Source organism: Sphaerimonospora sp. CA-214678, from assembly GCF_050942215.1.
Classification (GTDB): domain Bacteria; phylum Actinomycetota; class Actinomycetes; order Streptosporangiales; family Streptosporangiaceae; genus Sphaerimonospora.
The window spans coordinates 3435738-3451704 of the sequence record NZ_CP192056.1; the positions used below are offsets into that span (position 1 = coordinate 3435738).

Sequence of the window (15967 nt, forward strand, 5' to 3'; positions counted from 1 at the left end):
GACGTTCAGTCCTCGGCCACGCCCTCGACCAGCCGGTAGCGGTACAACCGCACGCTCGCGTGCAGGAAGAAGCGGTCGGCCGGTTCCTTCAGCGAGAAACCGGTCAGCTCCTCTATCTTGTTCAGCCGGTACATCAGCGAATGCCGGTTGAGGAACAGCCGTCGTGCCGCGGCGCTGGTGTTGCAGGATTCGTCGAGGAACACCTGCAGCGTCTCCACCAGGTTGCGCCGGTTCTGCCGGTCGTACTCCACCAGCGGCCCCACGGCGTCGACGACGACCGAGTTGACGAGCGGGTTCTGCGCCATCGCACCGAGGACGAACAGCGATTCGAGGGGCTGGCGGGCCACCCAGCCGTCGCCGTCACGCATGATCTCCCGGCCGACCTCCATCGACTGCGCGAGATCCGGTGACGCGGTCGCGGCTTCCTGATCGCCGCGGTCGGAGACGACCCAGTGCGTCGAGGTGTCCGCCACCGACCGGCGGGCCCGCTCCAGGAGATGCCGCAGCGTCATGCCCCCGTCCTCGAGCACGAGCAGCGCGACCCCGGGCCGCTGGCACAGACGAAGCTGGAGCCGCTCACGGGCGGCGGTGCTCTCGAGCTCCCCGATCAGCCTGGCGAAGCTCTCCTGCGCGTTCGCGCCCGTCCCCGGCCGGCCGAGGGCGACCTCGACGTCGGCCGACTCCGCGCGCAGCGCCATCGCCCGGGAGATCTCGTCGGACACGTTCGGCGCGAGCTCGGGGCGCCGGACGCCGCCGTGCCGCAGCGCACAGGACGTCTCCTCCGCGTAGCACCCCATGGCCAGAAGGCGGGTCACGACCGTACGCGAAACGTCGGCGAACGGAACCTCCCACGGCAGGGACAGCACGGGGAACTCCCGGGCCCGCGCCGTGGACATCACCGGCGTCAGAATCGCCTGATGGTCCACTCCAGGGGGCAGGCTCACGATCAGCGCGGCCGCGTCGGACCTGATCACACCCTCCAGGAACCGGCGTGCCGCCTCGTGGGACGGCGCCACGCCGGTGTTGAGCACGAGATCACCGGGTCGTACGAACTCATGGGAGGGCCAGTGCATGACCTGGATCCACCGGACGTTCCGGTAGGCCAGCACCGACCTGCCGGTGAGCACCTCCGCCATGTTGAGCGGCGGCAGGCTGATCGCGTCGAGCACCGACAGGGAACCAGTCCGGTCAGGTCCTAACTTACGCACGCACGACCTCCTGGCGCGTCCCGGTTCGGCAGACACGTCACGAATGGGACTGTGCGCATGGTAGTGGACATCACCCCTGATCGCGTTTCACCGCGATGCGCCCCCTGCCCGCCTTCGAAGCCTCACCATGATCTTGTACTCCCGCAGTGCAAGATCAGCGAGCACATCGGCGCAGGTCACGCACCTCGCATGCGAGGAACTGCAAGATCACCGATTGGATCGGGGCAGGTCGGAAGCCATCTCTGCGAGAATTCGCAAGATCACGCACATCGCGGGGTGGTGGCTCTATCTTAACTAAGATAGTATCTTTTGTCTTGATGGTGACCCACTACCGGATCGAGACCATGCGCGCCGGAAAGATCGAAACCGTGCACTGCTACGGCAGGATGGCCATCGACATGCTGACCGCGTCGAGATCCTCTCTCGGAGATCGGGAACTGGTCGCCTGCCGCACGCCGTCGGAGTTCCTCACCGAGCTCCACCGCGTCGAGGCCGTCCTCGGCATCGGCATGCCGGTCGAGGACTGGTCCCGCGCCAGGCGCCTGCGGCTCATCCACCTCGTCGGCTCGGGTGCCGACAGCATCCTTCCCGCGAAGGGACTGCCACCGGGCGTGCGGATCGCGAACGCCCGCGGGATCTCCGCCCCGGCCATGGGCGAGTACGCCATCGCGATGCTCCTCGGCCTGGCGAAGGGCCTGCCCCGCGTGTTGGAGAGCCAGCGGGCCCGGGAGTGGCGGCGCCGCGATCCCATCCTGCTGTCCGGCCTCCCCCTCCTCGTGGTGGGCGCCGGGCCGGTGGGGCGCGAGGTGGCCCGGCGCGGCAGGGCGCTCGGCGCCCACGTGATCGGCGTCCGGAAGGGCGGGGCGCCGGTCGCCGAGTTCGACGAGACCCATCCGGCCGAGCGTTTCGCCGAGCTGGCGGCGCGGGCGGGCGCCATCGTCATGGCGGTTCCCGCGACACCGCTGACCCGCAGGATGCTGAACGCCGACGTCCTCGATCGATGCGCGCCCACCTGCCTGATCGTCAACATCTCCCGCGGCGACGTCGTCGACGAGGACGAGCTCGCCGCCCGGCTGCACGCCGGCACGCTCGGCGGCGCCGCGCTCGACGTGTTCCAGCGGGAACCGCTGCCACCCGGCAGCCCGCTGTGGGACGCGCCCAACACGATCCTCACCCCGCACATCTCGTGGAGCTCTCCGGACTATCCCCTGCGGGTGGCCGCGCTGTTCATCGAGAACCTCGAGCGCGTCGAGTCCGGCAGACCCGTGATCAACCCCGTCGAAGGCTCACGCGGATACTGAGCGCGGCGCGCCGACGACCACTCCCCCGACGCCGGGCCGTCGGCTCGGCCGATCCCGGCGGCCGGCGGTCGGCCCGGCGTCAGGCCGGTATCAGCCGGGCGGTCTGCTCGGCGACGCCGGCGAGCGCGGTCCCACCCGACCACATGACGACCCGGCCCACGGCGCTGCGCTCCGCACCGGCCACCAGGCTCACGTCGAGCAGGATCCACTCGGCCACGGGCCCGCCCAGCAGGCGCAGCGAGGCGCTGACCGTGACCGCCCCGGCCAGTCCGGGAAAGGCCCGGAGCAGCAGGTACGGCACGTGGTCGCTGACCACGGCCAGCCGCACCTCGTCGGGCGCGGCACACCGCAGCCGTGCCCACAGCAGCGCCGAGGCGGCCGCCCCGGCGCCGGGCCGCTCCCCCGCTTCGCGGACGTCGAGCAGCACGGAGGTCCCGGTGCCGGGCCCCGCCCGATAGGTGCGTTCCGGGCAATCCTGCGGAGCGGGCGGCCGGGGCGGATCGGCGCCCCACCGAACCGGCCCCGGCGGCGGGCCGGCCACAGCGGTCCCGACGAAGGCCGGTCGGCCGCAATTCGTCGCGGTCACCCGGTAGTGGCCGAGCGACCGCCCCTCGGCGAGCGACTCGCAGTGCACGCCGAGCCGGCTGCCCGCCTCGACCGGCCGGAGGTAGCTCACGGAGAGATCGGTCAGCCGCCGTCCGGTCGACCGCCGCACCGCGTCGGCGAGCATCCCGAGGCCCCAGCCACCGAAGAGCCGGCCGTTCGGGCCGCAGAGCTCGGGTCCCACCGGCACGTCGAACGCCGTCCCCACCGGACCCGGGACGAGGCCGCCGCGCGGCCAGGGCGCCTCGGCCGGATGCCGGCCCGATCCGTCAGGCTCACCGCCGGCGTCGGCGGGCACCGGGCGTCCCGTCACATGATCACCCTCCATCCGCCCTCCTGATCGTCTTCCCGCCGGCTTCGGTGCGACCACTCGTCCGCCGGAGACCTCGGCTCGCGCTCCTGTCTCTCCAGACAGCCACGCAACACCTCTATCATAGTAATGATTAATTGATCATGGAAGCGGTCGGCGCCGATCCGGGACGTACGGAATCGCCGACCGGGAGGCCGGTTCCCGCCGCGACTTTCACGTCCGCGAAACGCTAAGCTATAGCTCTAATGATTGTATGATTGACGGCGCGATCAATAAATCTTGACATCGCCGGTCCGTAATCCTGATTGGGGAGGAGTCCCGTGCGGCAACTACGACAGCCGCGTCTCGCCGAGATCGTCGCCGCCAAGCTACGCGACGATATCTTGGAAGGTCGGCTGACAGAGGGTGACAGCCTCCCTCGCCAGGAGCATCTGTTCACCGAGTTCCGGGTCAGCCTGCCCGCGGTGCGCGAGGCGATGCGCATCCTGGAGACCGAAGGTCTCGTCTCGGTACGGCGAGGCAACGTCGGAGGCGCCGTCGTACACCTGCCCACGCCCCAGCGCATCGCCCGCACCATCAGCATGGTGCTGCAGACCCGGCGGACCACGATGGCCGACGTGAGCGGCGCCCTGCTGCACCTCGAGCCCACCTGTGTCGCGCTGTGCGCCGAGCGGCCGGACCGCGCCGAGACGACCGTGCCGGAGCTGCGCCAGGTCATCGCCGAGCAGCACGAGGTCCTCGACGACCCGAAGCAGTACGCCATGAAGGCCCGGCGGTTCCACGAGAAGATCGTCGAGACCTGCGGCAACGAGACGATGATCGTCATAATCGGCTCCCTGGAGACGATCTGGACCGCCCATGAGTCCACGGTGTGGCTGGAGGCTTCCCTGAACGAGCAGGCCGCCCCCGACTCCCCGGTGGCGCGCAAGTCGCTGCGTGCGGCGCTGCGCGACCACGAGAAGATCGTCGACGCCATCGAGGCCGGTGACAGCGCGGCGGCCGTCAGGCTGGCCAGCGCCCACCTGTCCGCCACGCGGCGATCGAGCCTGGAGTCGACCAAGAACCACACGGTGAACACCGAGTTGCTCGACAACCTGGACTACGGCTCCAGCCGGTGACGGCACAGGGCGCGGCCATCGGGAGAGTGCTCCCGATGGCCGCGCCCGAGCCGGTCAGGGGACGGCGACCGGTTTGGTCACCGAGTTGGTGCCCCCGAAGCAGAACTGGCTGCGTCCCGCCTTGGCGCCGACCACGAAGAACTCGAAGCACTCCGCCGACGGGTTGACCGTGACCATCGTGTCCGGGGCGTCGAGCAGCCAGCGCAGCTCCGGGTGCGAGGTCTCGAAGGCGTCCATCGACTGGTTCAGCATCAGCTGGCGGAACGGCAGCTTGGTGCGCCGGTGGATCGCCTCCCTGATGCGCTCGGGTGTCCACCCGGCCGCGGCGAAGGCCGCGGCGTGGTCGGGCGCCATCAGCAGCATGTTGGAGAACGTGCCGTGGAAGGGATAGCCGGCGGACAGGGGCGCGTCCTGCTTGATCAGCCACGCGCCGGCCGCCGGCGTGCCGACCGCGTGGCGGGTGAGCGTCGACCAGCTCTCGACGAGCCGCTCCGGGTCGGAGTTCTGGAAGTCGAAGAACTCCGTCATTCCGTACGGCACGTTGACGGTCACCGTGGACTCCTCCGGCGCGAAGCCCTGCTGGACCCGCCAGGGGTCCCAGGGCGTGGCCTCCTCGTTCTCCGCCACGCACGCGGAGAACTTCATCGGGGTGCCGATCGTGTCCATGTCGGTGATGCCCGGGTAGGACAGCCCGACGTTCATCATGATGAGGCGCAGCGCCCGGCCGATGGCGACGTTGACCGCCGAGACGGACCCGGGGCCGAGCGCGCAGATCCCCCGGTTCATCCCGATCTCGTCGGCGATCGGGCCGGAGACGAGCACGAGCGGCGCCTGCGGCCCCGTCGACATCGCCCAGGTGCGCAGTCCGATGGACGGATCGAGGATGCACTCCATCATGGCGAGGATCACCGGCATCGTCTCCGGGCGGCACCCCGCCATGACCGCGTTCGCCGCGACCTTCTCCACCGTGCCGATACCGAAGCCGGGCGCGAAGTCGCCGATCACGTGATCGCCGTCGAGTCCGGACGCCTCCACCATCGCGTCGACCTTGCGCCGGGTCGGGGGCACCAGCGGCATTCCGTCGCTCCAGCCGTTGGCCACGAACCGGCGCTGCATCTCGTCGAAGGCGTCGAGCAGGTCCGCACCGTCGTAATGGAGTTCCGGGGCGCCATCGAGCACCATCGAGTCGAACTCGGGCAGCACGTCGTACACGGCGCGGTCGGTCGTCAGGCAGGAGACCACCTCCTCGAAGGAGTCGTCGACCATGGTGCGGATCTCGTCGGTCGTCCTGTTCGAGAAGCACTCGGGGACGATCACCGGGCATGCCTCGGGCACGCCGAAGGTCTGCGCGCTGAAGCGGGCGTCCTCAGTGAAGATCTCCGCGGTGTAGCCGATCGCGGGGACGCCCCGGCGCTCCACCTCGCACAGATCGCGCACGAGCCAGGAGCAGCAACTGCCGCAGTCGGCGGTTGTGGCGACCACCGCGTCGGCCCGCCGCTCGATCAGGTCGAGCTGTTCTTCGGACAGGTAGCGGGTCGTGCCACCGAGCGCCCCCGTCATCTCGATGAACGTCACCCCGGTGAAGCGGGCGTCGATCAGCTCCCGGGCCCGCGCCAGCGCGTCCAGGCCGTTCTGCTTGCCGTTCCAGTACAGCACCACGGTCGCCCGGTCCAGGGTGGCCGGCCGCGGCGCCGGGGGAAACCGGTCGCCGTCGGCGCGCGACCTCGGCGTCGCGACCGGATTGACGATGGTCAGCCGCGTGTTCATGCCAGAACCTCCACCACGAGCTCCTTTTCGGGGTTGCGCCGGCGCAGCGTCTCGGCCATGAGCTGCCGCAGCTCGTCCTGCGGCAGGATGCAGACGTCGTCCCGGCAGTCGGGGCCCGCGCTGCCTGGCCGGTAGCCGACGCGGATCACTTCACCGTCCTCCGCCAGGAGGGTGACCTCGCCACCGTCCCGGCGGACCATCCGATCGAACTCGGCGACGAGCCGCTCCCCGACCGATGTCTCCGCCATGCCTGCGCCTCTCCTTCGCATCGCCGTACCGAATAATCAAGGAACCTAGTCTTCTTTCATATCCACAATCAATAGTTCTTCCAGGCGATCAACCAGGAACCTATACATCACCCTGAGGGTACGAGCACGGACACCGGCGGACCTCTATGATTGCCATCATTTACATGTTAGGCTGCCGTCATGTCCGACGCCAGCCCGGAGCACGACGACGTGCTCATCCGAGCGCTCATCGGGCGCGCCGCGTATCTCGCAGACGAGGGCACTCCCGACGACTACCGCTCGCTCTACACCCATGACGCCACCTGGACCTTCGGGTCCGACACCCAGACCGGAGCCGACGAGATCGTCGCGGCCGCCCGGCGGCGGCGCGCCGAAGGAACCAGCGGACCCGGTACGGCCACCCGTCACCTGGTGGTCCCGCTGCACGTGACCGTCGAGGGCGACACCGCCACCGCGGTGTCGTACTTCCTCTTCTTCGGCGACACCACGTCGACACCCGTGGTCCGGGTGTTCGGCGTCTACACGGACGAACTCACCCGGACGGCCGAGGGGTGGCGGATCCGGCGGCGAGTGAGCCGCGCGGGATGACCGGCCGCGTCCGGCCTCCCGATCCGCTACCCGGGGCCGCCGAACTGGTGCACGTCGGACCAGGCGATCACCTGCGCGGTCTGGCGGGGGTAGCCCTGCCTGAGTCGCCGGCCGAGCTCCTCCTGGAGCTCGCGCATGGTCTCGCGGGCCCGCCCGGGGTCTCGCGCGGCCACCGCGGCGTGCACGTCGCGAAGACGCGCCAGCACCTCGGCGCGGTGCGGCTCGTCCGGCACGTAACCCCCGCTGTTGACGATGGCGCGCAGTGCCGGGCTGAGAAAGGCGAGCAGTTCGTTGTGGCCTGCGGCGGCCAGGCGCAGCCAATATCTTTCGTACGCCTCCGCGAAAGCGCGGTAGGACCCCAGCCCGTCTTCGATCTCGTCGAGATCCGCGGCCATCATGGCCAGTTCCTCGTCGGTCGCGTGCCGCGCGGCGAGCTCCGCCAGGCCGGGCTCGATCACCGTCTTGACGTCCAGCACCGAGTGCAGCGGCGCCCCGGCGAACTGCAGCAGCAGCGCGATCGTCGAGGCGAGGTTGCGCCAGTCCGGCTGGACGATCTCCGGTCCCCCGTTGGGTCCCGGGCGCATGACGATCAGGCCCTGGTGTTCCAGGAACCGGAGGGCCTCGCGGTAGGTGCCGCGGCCCACGCCGTGGCGTCGCATCGCCTCGGCCTCGGGGTAGTAGCGGTCACCCGGACCCATGCCCGCCTCGCTCATGGTCTGAACGATCTGCCGGGCCACCTCGAGGGAGAGCTTCGGGCGCCGCACGGATCCGGCGCCGGGTTCGGGGCGCACAGGGGGATTGTATGCGGCGCGGCCGGGCGTTCCGGCCGAAAGGAGAGACCGTGCACGATCTCGGAATCGTGAGCCTGTGTCACGTCGGCCTCGCGGTCCGCAGCATCGCCGAGTTCCGCGCCACATGGGGCACCCTGCTCGGCATCGAGAAGTGGCTCGTCCAGGAGCTGGAGCAGCCCGACGGACTGCTCCAGCTGCATGGCGATCTGCTCGCCGGGTCGAGATCCACGGTGGCCATGGCCCGCCTCGGCGACATCGCGATCGAACTCGTGGAGCCGCACCAGGGTCGTACCCGCACGTCGCAATGGCTCGACGAGCACGGGCCTGGAATCCATCACCTGGCCTTCTGGGTCGAAGACCTCGGCCAGTCGATCGCCGCGCTGGGCGACCGTGCCGAGGTGACCTACTCCCATGCCGCGCAGCGGCCCGGCCTGACGCCGCCGTGGGGGGCGGTGGTGCGCGGCAGCGGGGCGCCGCCCGTGGCGTCCCCGCCCGGCGGTCCGGGATTCTGGGCCTACGTCGAAGAGCGGAACGCGCGGGTGCCGTGGTGCCTGGAGCTGCTGGACGCGGGCAGCGCCGGCACCGTGCGCGCCGTCTTCGGCGATCACCTCGTCTATCCCGACCCCCTCTGCGAGGACCAGCGATGACCACCACGCTCGACGAGCTCCTGGCGTCCTCGGCGAAGGACGCGGCCGACGTCACCGCGTTGATCTGCGAGGGCGAGGCGGTCTCGTACGGCGAACTCGACGAACGGGTCCGGGCGGGTGCCGCGGCCTGGCATCACCACGGCCTGCGCCAGGGCGACCGGGTCGCCGTCTGGGCCGTGAACACGATCGACTGCACTGTGGCCATGCTGTCCGCCGTCATCAGCGGCGGCGTGCTCGTGCCGCTCAACCCCCGCTACACGACGTCGGAGGTGGGCGAGATCCTGCCGCGGGCCGGCTGCCGTTTCCTGCTCGCGCCCGACCGGATCGCGGGCCGCCGGCTGGCTGAGGAGGCCCGGTCGATCGCAGGCGCCGCCGAGGTCGTGACACTCGGGGAGGACGTGCCGGAGGGCGGCGTGAGCTGGCGCGATTTCGTGGCGAGCGCGGCCGGCCGGCCCGCGCCCCGGGTCGCGGCCGGCGACATCATGACGATTCAGTTCACCTCCGGCACCACGGGCCGCCCGAAGGGAGCGCTGCTGCGGCAGCGGCCGATGATCGTGACGGCGCGCACCTGGGCGGAGGTGGTCGGGCTGCGGCGCGGCGACCTCTACCCGGTGACCTATCCGTTGGCGCACATCGGCGGTTTCAAGACCGGGCTCATCTCGCCGTTCCACGCCCGCGCGACAGCCGTGCTGATCCCGGTCGTGTCGGCCGAGTCCGTCGCCGACGTCGTCCGCACCCACCCGATCGCCTTCCTCAACGCTCCGCCCGCTGTGCAGCAGTACATCCTCGCGGCCCGGCGGGCCGGCGAGATCCCGGGCGAGCTCTCGATCCGGACGGCGGTCATCGGGTCCGCGATCGTCCCGCCCGTCCTGGTCCAGGGGCTCATCGACGAGCTGGGCGTCGACGACGTGATCATCGGCTACGGGCTCACCGAGGCCACCGGGGTCTGCACCATGACCCGGCCGGGCGACCCCCTCGACCTGGTCTGCGGCACGATCGGCCGGCCCATCGACGGCGTGCGCGCCAGGATCTGGGCTCCCGGCGCGACGGGGCACCCGGTCGTCGGCGAGATCGAGATCACCGGTGACAACGTCATGGCGGGCTACCTCGACGATCCCGGCGCCACCGCCGAGGTGATCCACGACGGCTGGCTGCGCACCGGCGATCTCGGCTGGATCGGCGACGACGGCTACGTGCGGATCGCGGGACGTGTCCGGGATCTCGTCATCGTGGGCGGGTTCAACGTCTATCCCGCGGAGATCGAGCACACGCTCGCCGAGCATCCGCATGTGCGGGAGGCCGCCGTCGTCGGGGTGCCCGACGAGCGCCTCGGCGAGATCACGGTGGCCTTCGTGGTGCCGGCGGACGACGGCGGGCAGCACGAAGCGGACGAGGAGGATCTCGTCGGCTGGTGCCGGGAGCGGCTCGCGAACTTCAAGGTGCCGCGGCGCGTGTGGGCCGTCGACCGCCTCCCCCGTGGGAGCGTGGGCAAGGTCGCCAAGCTCGAGCTGCGCGAACGCGCCGCCGAGCTGCTGCGCCGGACCGGTTGAGCGCCGTCGTCCTCCGCCGGGCTCTTGCCCGGCGAACCCATCAATGGAACTACTATATTAATAATAGCAATAATGCGCCTTCGGAGTGGCATGGACATCCAGCTCAGCGCGGAGCAGCGAGCGTTCCGCGAATCCTGCGGCAAGCTGGCCGCCGATCTCGCCGCGCGGTGGCGCCTCGGTCGCGGCCCGCACGACGTCGCCTCCCCGGTCCCCGACGAAGCGTCCTGGTCGCGCGTCGCCGAGGCGGGCTGGCTCGCGCTCCGCCTGTATGAGGAGAACGGCGGCGCCGGGGCGAGCACGGTCGACGTGACCGTGCTCGTCGAACAGCTGGGCTACCACGCGGTGGCGGCCCCCGTGCTCGGCACGATCATCGCCGCAGAGCAGCTCCAGACGTGGCAGGCTCCCCCGGGCCTGCTTCAGGAGATCGCGGAGGGCGCGGTGCGGGTGGCGCCCGCGCTCGACCGCGACCTCACCGGGTTCGCCGGGACCGCGACGGGGGCCGTCGCCTGGGACGCCGCCGGCGCCGAGGTGGCCGTGATCCCGGCGAGCGGGGCCGTGCACGGCCTCGGCGGACCGCTGCCCTTCGCCGACCTGACCCGCGAGGTCCGGCCGCTCACCGGCCGGCCGGTGGACCCGTCCTCGCTCACGCTCACCGCGCCCGGCGACGACGCGGCCGCGCGGCTCGACGCCTTCGCCCTGAGCCTGCTCACCGCCGATCTGCTGGGCACGATGCAGGCCGCGCTCGACGCGGCCCTCGATCACGCCCGCACCCGCGTCCAGTTCGGCGCGCCGATCGGGTCATTCCAGGCCGTGCAGCAGCTTCTCGCCGACAGCCACGTTCTCGTCGAGGCCACCCGCAGCGCCTCCTACTACGCCGCCTGGGCGGCCGACGCGCTCGACGGACGCGGGGCTTCGCGCGCCGCGCGTACGGCCAAGGCGTTCGCCTCGCGTTCCGCGGTGGAGGTGTGCGAGAACGCCGTCCAGGTCTTCGGCGGCATCGGCATGACCTGGGAGGCGCCCGCACATGTCCGGCTGCGCCGCGCCCACGCCGATCGCCGGGTGCTCGGTGACGAGCACCACCATCAGGGTGTGATCGCCGACACCGAGTTCTCCGGCCCGGCCGATGACGGCCGCGCCGAAACCGACCTCTCCAGGAGCTGAGATGGACTTCTCCGACGCCCCCGCCGTCGCCGGCTTCCGGGCCGGGCTGCGCGCCTGGCTGCGCGAACATCTAGACGAGCACCGCGACGCCAGCGGATACGAGACCGCCGATTCCGTCGAGCGGACCCTGCGCTGGCACCGCGCCCTCGCCGGGGCCGGCTACGTCGGCGTCTCGCTGCCGGCCGCCTACGGCGGGCGCGGCCTGCCGGACGTCTACGAGGCCGTGGTCAACGAGGAGCTCGCCGCGGCCGCGGCCCCGCCGCCGCCGCCGATCGGCCACATCGCCCACGCGATCGCCGACTTCGCCGATGAGGACCTCAAGGCCCGGGTGCTGCCCAGCCTGGTCGGCTGCGAAGAAGTGTGGTGCCAGGGGTTCAGCGAGCCGGGGGCGGGGTCGGACCTGGCCGGGATCTCCACCACGGCAACGCCGGACGGCGATCGGTTCGTCGTCAACGGCCAGAAGATCTGGACCAGCGGCGCGATGTGGTCGCGCTGGTGTCTCCTGCTCGCGCGCACGGAGGCCGGCCTGCCGCGCCATCGCGGCCTGTCGATGCTCGTCGTCGACATGGAGACCCCCGGCGTGGACCGTCGCGAGATCGTGCTCGCCGGTGGCAGCCGGGAGTTCGCCGAGGTGTTCTTCGACGACGTGGCCGTGCCCGCCGCCAACCTCGTCGGCGAACGCGGCCAGGGCTGGCTGATCGCGATGCACATGCTGGCGTACGAACGCGGCCCCGCAGACATGGGCTGGGTCGGCCGGCTGGGCCGGGTCCTGGCCGGCGCCCGGGACGACGTGCGCTCCGGCCGGGTGACGGCCGGCGCGCCGCTGCGCCACCGCCTCGCGGCGGCCGCCGTCGACGTCCAGGTGATGCAGTGGCACGTGACCCGGTCGCTGGCGAACCGGGCCGCCGACTCGACCGGTTCCGGCGGCTCGGTCGACAAGCTGCTCGCCACCCGGGTCGAGCAGAACCTCTACCGCGTCACAGCCGACCTCGCCGGGTCGTCCTTCACGGTGGGCCCGCCGGGACCGTTCGCGGACTACCTGTGGTCGCGCGCCCAGTCGATCTACGGAGGCACCCAGCAGATCCAGCGTCAGATCGTCGCGCAGCGGGTGCTCGGCCTGCCCCGCGGTTGAATCATGCGGACGCGAGCGGGACGGGGACCTGCTCGCACCGCCCGCCCCGGCCGTTCAGCGCACGGTCACGGCTCACCGGTTCCGCCGGTCGCCGGGATCCGGCCCATGCAGACGTCCTTGAGCCGATCGAGGTCGTCGATCTCGTCGACGGGCGAGCTCAGCGTCACCTTGCCGATGTCGAGCACGATGACGTGGTCGGCCACGTCGACGGCGGCCTCGACCGCCTGCTCGACGAGCAGGATCGCGAGGCCGGACTCCTTGAGCAGCGCCACCCTGGACATCACCTCGGCCACGATGGACGGTGCGAGGCCACCGGACGGCTCGTCCAGCATGAGCAGGCGGGGCCTGGCCATGATGGCCTGCCCGATCGCGAGCATCTGCTGCTGGCCGCCGGAGAGCGAGCCCGCGGGGTGCCCGCGCTTCTCCCGCAGCACGGGGAAGAGCTCGTAAACGCGGTCGCAGTCGGCGTCCAGCACAGAGCGGCGTACGCCCAGCGTGTAGCCGCCCAGCCGGAGGTTGTCCTCGACCGACTGCTGCCGGAAGACCCGCTTGCCCTCCTGCACGTAGCTGAGGCCGGCCTTGACTCGCCTGTGGGCGGCGAGGCGGTCGATGCGCCGGCCGTCGTAGTCGATCCGCCCGCCGTGCACCGGGTTCAGACCGGCGACCGCGCGCAGTGACGTGGTCTTACCGGAGCCGTTGCGCCCGAGCAGCGCGGTGACCCGGCCCGGCCACACCTGGAACGAGACGTCCCAGACCACGCGGAGGTCGCCGTACCCGGTGGCGAGCCCCCGCACATCGAGCAGCGGCACGTCGGCCGGCCGCGTGGTCATTTCGCCGTCCTTTCCGGAAGCGTTTCCGCTTCCTCCCCGGCGGGAGCATCGCCGGACTCGACGATCCCGAGGTATTCGTCGCGGACCCGGACGTCGTTCTCGATCTCTTCGGGCGTGCCCTCGGCCAGGACGGCGCCGCGCGCCAGCACGACGATCCGGTCGGCCAGCGAGAGGACCAGGCCGAAGTTGTGCTCGACCAGGATGACCGCGCAACCGGCGTCACGGATCCGCCGGATCACCGCCGCGAGCGTCTCGACCTCGGTTTCGTCCAGGCCCGAGGCGGCCTCGTCGAGCAGCAGCACCTTGGGCTCGCGGACCAGGGCCCGCGCGACCTCGAGCATCCGCCGCTGGCCGAGCGGCAGCGTGGCCGCCTCGGTGTCGGACAGGTGCTCGAGTCCGACGAGGCGCAGCATGTCCTCGGCGCGAGCGAGGTCGCGGCGGCGGACCCGGCGGAATTTCGGGCCGCGCAGCACCGCGCTGAGGAAGCCGACCTCGTCGCTGGTGTAGCGCCCGGAGACGACCACTTCGGCGACCGAAACACCCGGCGGGATCAGCGGTGTCTGGAACGTCCGGGTGACGCCGAGCCGGGCGATGCGATGCGGGGAGGCGCCGTCGATGGCGGTGCCCGCGACGATGATCCTGCCCGCGTCCCGGCGGTAGAACCCGCAGACGAGGTTGAGCAGCGTGGTCTTGCCGGAGCCGTTCGGCCCGATGAGCGCGGTCACCTGGCCGGGCTCGGCGCGCAGGGAGACCCCGCGCAGCGCGTGGTTGCCGCCGAACGCCTTGGCCGCCTCGGCCACCTCCAGCGCGCCGGCCTCGATGGGCGGCAGCTCGACGGCATCCGCCGCGCCGCCCGACGCCGCACCCGCCGGCCGCCGGGGCCACAGCCCGGCAGCGCGGTCGAGCCGGCGGATGCCGGTGCGCAGGAGTCCGGCCACCCCGCCGCGCAGCAGCACGCCGCCGATCAGCAGGAACGCGCCGAAGAACACCAGGGAGTACTCGGCGAAGTTGCTCGACTGGTCGTTGTTGAACTGGATGATCGACGCCCCGAAGACAGCGCCGTACACGCTCATCGAGCCGCCCAGGATGGAGGCGGCCAGCACGCCGGTCGCCACGTGGAACGTGAACGACTCCGGCGTGACGAACAGGTCGAGGTTGGCGAGGAGCGCGCCGCCGAAGCCGGCGGGCACCGCGCCGATCGCGTAGCCGATGAGCTTGGTGCGGAACACCGACATACCGACCGACGACGCGAGCACGGGGCTCTGTTTGAGCACCTGGAAGGCGATGCCGTGACGGGAGGCCACCACATTGCGGAACACCGTGAACCAGATGATCGTCACGATGACGATCACGTAGTACATGGCTTCTGCGGCGAGCGGCCGGCCGAACAGCGTCGGGTTCAGCATCGTCGTCAGGCCCAGGTGGCCGCCGGTGTCCTCCTCGAAGATGTCGACGATGTCGGGCACCAGCAGGACGAGGAAGAACGAGGTCATCGCGAGCGACCACGACCCGAGGCGCAGGCCGGGAATGCCGGTGAGGATGCCGACCAGGAGCGCCGCCAGCCCCGCCGCGACGATCTGGAGCAGGAGATCGGTGTGGCCGGCCGAGGAGAGCATGCCGGCCGTGTAGGCGCCCGCCGCGTACATCGCGGCCTGTCCGACGGCCAGCTGCCCGGCGTAGCCGAGCGAGATGTTGAGGCCGCTCACGACCAGCGCGAGGATCAGCGTGAGCTCGATCTGCCTGGTCAGCTCGTAGCCGGGTCCCAGCAGCGGCAGCACAAGCACGAAGAGCCCGATCGCCGCGGGGAACACCCAGGTCGGCACCTTGCGGACGGCGGTCCAGAACTGGAGCATGTCACACGGTCCGTTCCTGGACGCGACCGAAGAGCCCGGTCGGCCGGATCATCAGGACGAGCAGGAGCACCACGAAGATGCTCAGGTTGGTGAAGTTGGAGCCCAGGTAGCGGGCCACGTACTGCTCGATGAGCCCGATCGCGAACCCGCCGAGCAGACCGCCGTACATGCTGCCGAACCCGCCGATGGCGAGGGCGACGAAGCCCTTGATGGCCAGAGCGGCGCCGAGGGAGGCGACCGCGAACGTCTTCGGTCCGATCGCCGCTCCCATCAGGCCGCCCAGCACTCCGGTGACGGCGAAGGCGGCGAAGGCGAGCATGCGCACGTCGATGCCGCGCAGCGTCGCCGCCTCCTCGTCCTGCGACATGGCGACGACGGCGAGGCCGCCCATCCGCCGACGGGTGTAGTAGGTGATCGCGACCACCAGGGCGACCGCGAACACCACCAGCGCGACCTCGACCGGGAAGACCCGGCCGCCGAGGATCGTGAGGACCCCGGCACCGGCGAAGAAGGGCACCTGCAGGGGCTGGGTGCCCCAGATGAGCTGAGCTACGCCGGTGAGGATAGTGCCGAACCCCAGCGTCGTGATGAGCTGCGTCTGGTGATCGGACACGGGCCGGATCGCGATCCGTTCCTCGATCGCGCTGAGGACCGCGACCACGACCATCGCCAGCGCGAGGACGGCCACCGTCGGCAGCTTGAACGTCACGTAACCCGTGTAGGTCACGAACGCCCCGATCATCATCAACTGCGCCTGCGCGAAGTTGAAGGAGTGGGAGGCGATGAAGACGATGTTGTAGCCGATCGCGACCAGGGCGTATACCGCGCCGAGCGACAGGCCGGCGTAGATCAGCGTCATA

15 protein-coding genes are annotated in these 15967 nt (G+C 71.0%); 7 read left to right on the top strand and 8 right to left on the bottom strand.

What is annotated here, in order from left to right; all coding sequences use genetic code 11:
• Positions 1–5: 5 nt before the first annotated feature.
• On the bottom strand, positions 6–1208 hold the full coding sequence (locus ACQP1K_RS15455; protein WP_433496393.1) for a PucR family transcriptional regulator: 1203 nt from the start codon (positions 1206–1208) through the stop codon (positions 6–8).
• Between the two features lie 317 nt (positions 1209–1525).
• Between ACQP1K_RS15455 and ACQP1K_RS15460 the strand changes: the two genes are divergently transcribed.
• Complete coding sequence (locus tag ACQP1K_RS15460; protein ID WP_433496394.1) at positions 1526–2509, top strand: D-2-hydroxyacid dehydrogenase; 984 nt, start codon at positions 1526–1528, stop codon at positions 2507–2509.
• A 79-nt stretch (positions 2510–2588) separates the two neighbouring features.
• Here the strand turns inward: ACQP1K_RS15460 and ACQP1K_RS15465 are convergent, their stop codons facing one another.
• Complete coding sequence (locus ACQP1K_RS15465; protein WP_433496395.1) at positions 2589–3440, bottom strand: acyl-CoA thioesterase domain-containing protein; 852 nt, start codon at positions 3438–3440, stop codon at positions 2589–2591.
• 302 nt (positions 3441–3742) lie between these two features.
• Between ACQP1K_RS15465 and ACQP1K_RS15470 the strand changes: the two genes are divergently transcribed.
• A complete protein-coding gene (locus ACQP1K_RS15470; protein WP_433496396.1) occupies positions 3743–4540 on the top strand; it encodes a FadR/GntR family transcriptional regulator in 798 nt (265 codons plus the stop codon).
• A gap of 54 nt (positions 4541–4594) precedes the next feature.
• Here ACQP1K_RS15470 and ACQP1K_RS15475 read toward each other — a convergent pair whose 3' ends face one another.
• Together ACQP1K_RS15475 and ACQP1K_RS15480 are read right to left on the bottom strand one after the other, a co-directional pair.
• Entirely contained in the window at positions 4595–6307 is a 1713-nt protein-coding gene (locus ACQP1K_RS15475) for a UGSC family (seleno)protein (RefSeq protein ID WP_433496397.1), read from the bottom strand.
• Complete coding sequence (locus tag ACQP1K_RS15480) at positions 6304–6555, bottom strand: hypothetical protein (RefSeq protein WP_433496398.1); 252 nt, start codon at positions 6553–6555, stop codon at positions 6304–6306. The genes ACQP1K_RS15475 and ACQP1K_RS15480 overlap by 4 nt, the downstream gene beginning before the upstream one ends.
• A gap of 180 nt (positions 6556–6735) precedes the next feature.
• On the opposite strand from ACQP1K_RS15480, the gene ACQP1K_RS15485 reads away from it, so the two are divergent.
• Entirely contained in the window at positions 6736–7143 is a 408-nt protein-coding gene (locus ACQP1K_RS15485) for a nuclear transport factor 2 family protein (RefSeq protein ID WP_433496399.1), read from the top strand.
• A 26-nt stretch (positions 7144–7169) separates the two neighbouring features.
• Here the strand turns inward: ACQP1K_RS15485 and ACQP1K_RS15490 are convergent, their stop codons facing one another.
• Positions 7170–7934 (bottom strand): FadR/GntR family transcriptional regulator, encoded by a 765-nt coding sequence (locus tag ACQP1K_RS15490; protein WP_433496400.1) that lies wholly within the window; start codon positions 7932–7934, stop codon positions 7170–7172.
• A gap of 50 nt (positions 7935–7984) precedes the next feature.
• Between ACQP1K_RS15490 and ACQP1K_RS15495 the strand changes: the two genes are divergently transcribed.
• The 4 genes from ACQP1K_RS15495 (at position 7985) to ACQP1K_RS15510 (ending at position 12424) form a co-directional block, all read left to right on the top strand.
• On the top strand, positions 7985–8581 hold the full coding sequence (locus tag ACQP1K_RS15495) for a VOC family protein (protein WP_433496401.1): 597 nt from the start codon (positions 7985–7987) through the stop codon (positions 8579–8581).
• Positions 8578–10131 (top strand): AMP-binding protein, encoded by a 1554-nt coding sequence (locus ACQP1K_RS15500; protein ID WP_433496402.1) that lies wholly within the window; start codon positions 8578–8580, stop codon positions 10129–10131. The genes ACQP1K_RS15495 and ACQP1K_RS15500 overlap by 4 nt, the downstream gene beginning before the upstream one ends.
• Before the next feature lie 72 nt (positions 10132–10203).
• The gene (locus ACQP1K_RS15505) at positions 10204–11292 is read left to right on the top strand and encodes an acyl-CoA dehydrogenase family protein (protein ID WP_433496403.1); all 1089 of its coding nucleotides are present in this window, start codon (positions 10204–10206) and stop codon (positions 11290–11292) included.
• A gap of 1 nt (position 11293) precedes the next feature.
• Entirely contained in the window at positions 11294–12424 is a 1131-nt protein-coding gene (locus ACQP1K_RS15510) for an acyl-CoA dehydrogenase family protein (RefSeq protein WP_433496404.1), read from the top strand.
• A gap of 65 nt (positions 12425–12489) precedes the next feature.
• Here ACQP1K_RS15510 and ACQP1K_RS15515 read toward each other — a convergent pair whose 3' ends face one another.
• The 3 genes from ACQP1K_RS15515 to ACQP1K_RS15525 are packed head-to-tail and all read right to left on the bottom strand — an operon-like array spanning position 12490 to position 15966.
• A complete protein-coding gene (locus ACQP1K_RS15515; protein WP_433496405.1) occupies positions 12490–13254 on the bottom strand; it encodes an ABC transporter ATP-binding protein in 765 nt (254 codons plus the stop codon).
• Complete coding sequence (locus ACQP1K_RS15520) at positions 13251–15107, bottom strand: branched-chain amino acid ABC transporter ATP-binding protein/permease (protein WP_433496406.1); 1857 nt, start codon at positions 15105–15107, stop codon at positions 13251–13253. Before ACQP1K_RS15520 ends, ACQP1K_RS15515 begins: the two co-directional genes overlap by 4 nt.
• 1 nt (position 15108) lies before the next feature.
• Positions 15109–15966, bottom strand: coding sequence for a branched-chain amino acid ABC transporter permease (locus tag ACQP1K_RS15525; protein WP_433496407.1), 858 nt, complete (start codon positions 15964–15966; stop codon positions 15109–15111).
• Position 15967: the final 1 nt, after the last annotated feature.

Bases quoted from the DNA above. Each gene is read 5' to 3' on its own strand.
- ACQP1K_RS15480 (WP_433496398.1), bottom strand. From the start codon at position 6,555: ATGGCGGAGACATCGGTCGGGGAGCGGCTCGTCGCCGAGTTCGATCGG.
- ACQP1K_RS15475 (WP_433496397.1), bottom strand. From the start codon at position 6,307: ATGAACACGCGGCTGACCATCGTCAATCCGGTCGCGACGCCGAGGTCG.
- ACQP1K_RS15505 (WP_433496403.1), top strand. From the start codon at position 10,204: ATGCGCCTTCGGAGTGGCATGGACATCCAGCTCAGCGCGGAGCAGCGA.
- ACQP1K_RS15520 (WP_433496406.1), bottom strand. From the start codon at position 15,107: ATGCTCCAGTTCTGGACCGCCGTCCGCAAGGTGCCGACCTGGGTGTTC.
- ACQP1K_RS15500 (WP_433496402.1), top strand. From the start codon at position 8,578: ATGACCACCACGCTCGACGAGCTCCTGGCGTCCTCGGCGAAGGACGCG.
- ACQP1K_RS15525 (WP_433496407.1), bottom strand. From the start codon at position 15,966: ATGACGCTGATCTACGCCGGCCTGTCGCTCGGCGCGGTATACGCCCTG.
- ACQP1K_RS15465 (WP_433496395.1), bottom strand. From the start codon at position 3,440: ATGGAGGGTGATCATGTGACGGGACGCCCGGTGCCCGCCGACGCCGGC.
- ACQP1K_RS15515 (WP_433496405.1), bottom strand. From the start codon at position 13,254: ATGACCACGCGGCCGGCCGACGTGCCGCTGCTCGATGTGCGGGGGCTC.
- ACQP1K_RS15460 (WP_433496394.1), top strand. From the start codon at position 1,526: ATGGTGACCCACTACCGGATCGAGACCATGCGCGCCGGAAAGATCGAA.
- ACQP1K_RS15485 (WP_433496399.1), top strand. From the start codon at position 6,736: ATGTCCGACGCCAGCCCGGAGCACGACGACGTGCTCATCCGAGCGCTC.
- ACQP1K_RS15510 (WP_433496404.1), top strand. From the start codon at position 11,294: ATGGACTTCTCCGACGCCCCCGCCGTCGCCGGCTTCCGGGCCGGGCTG.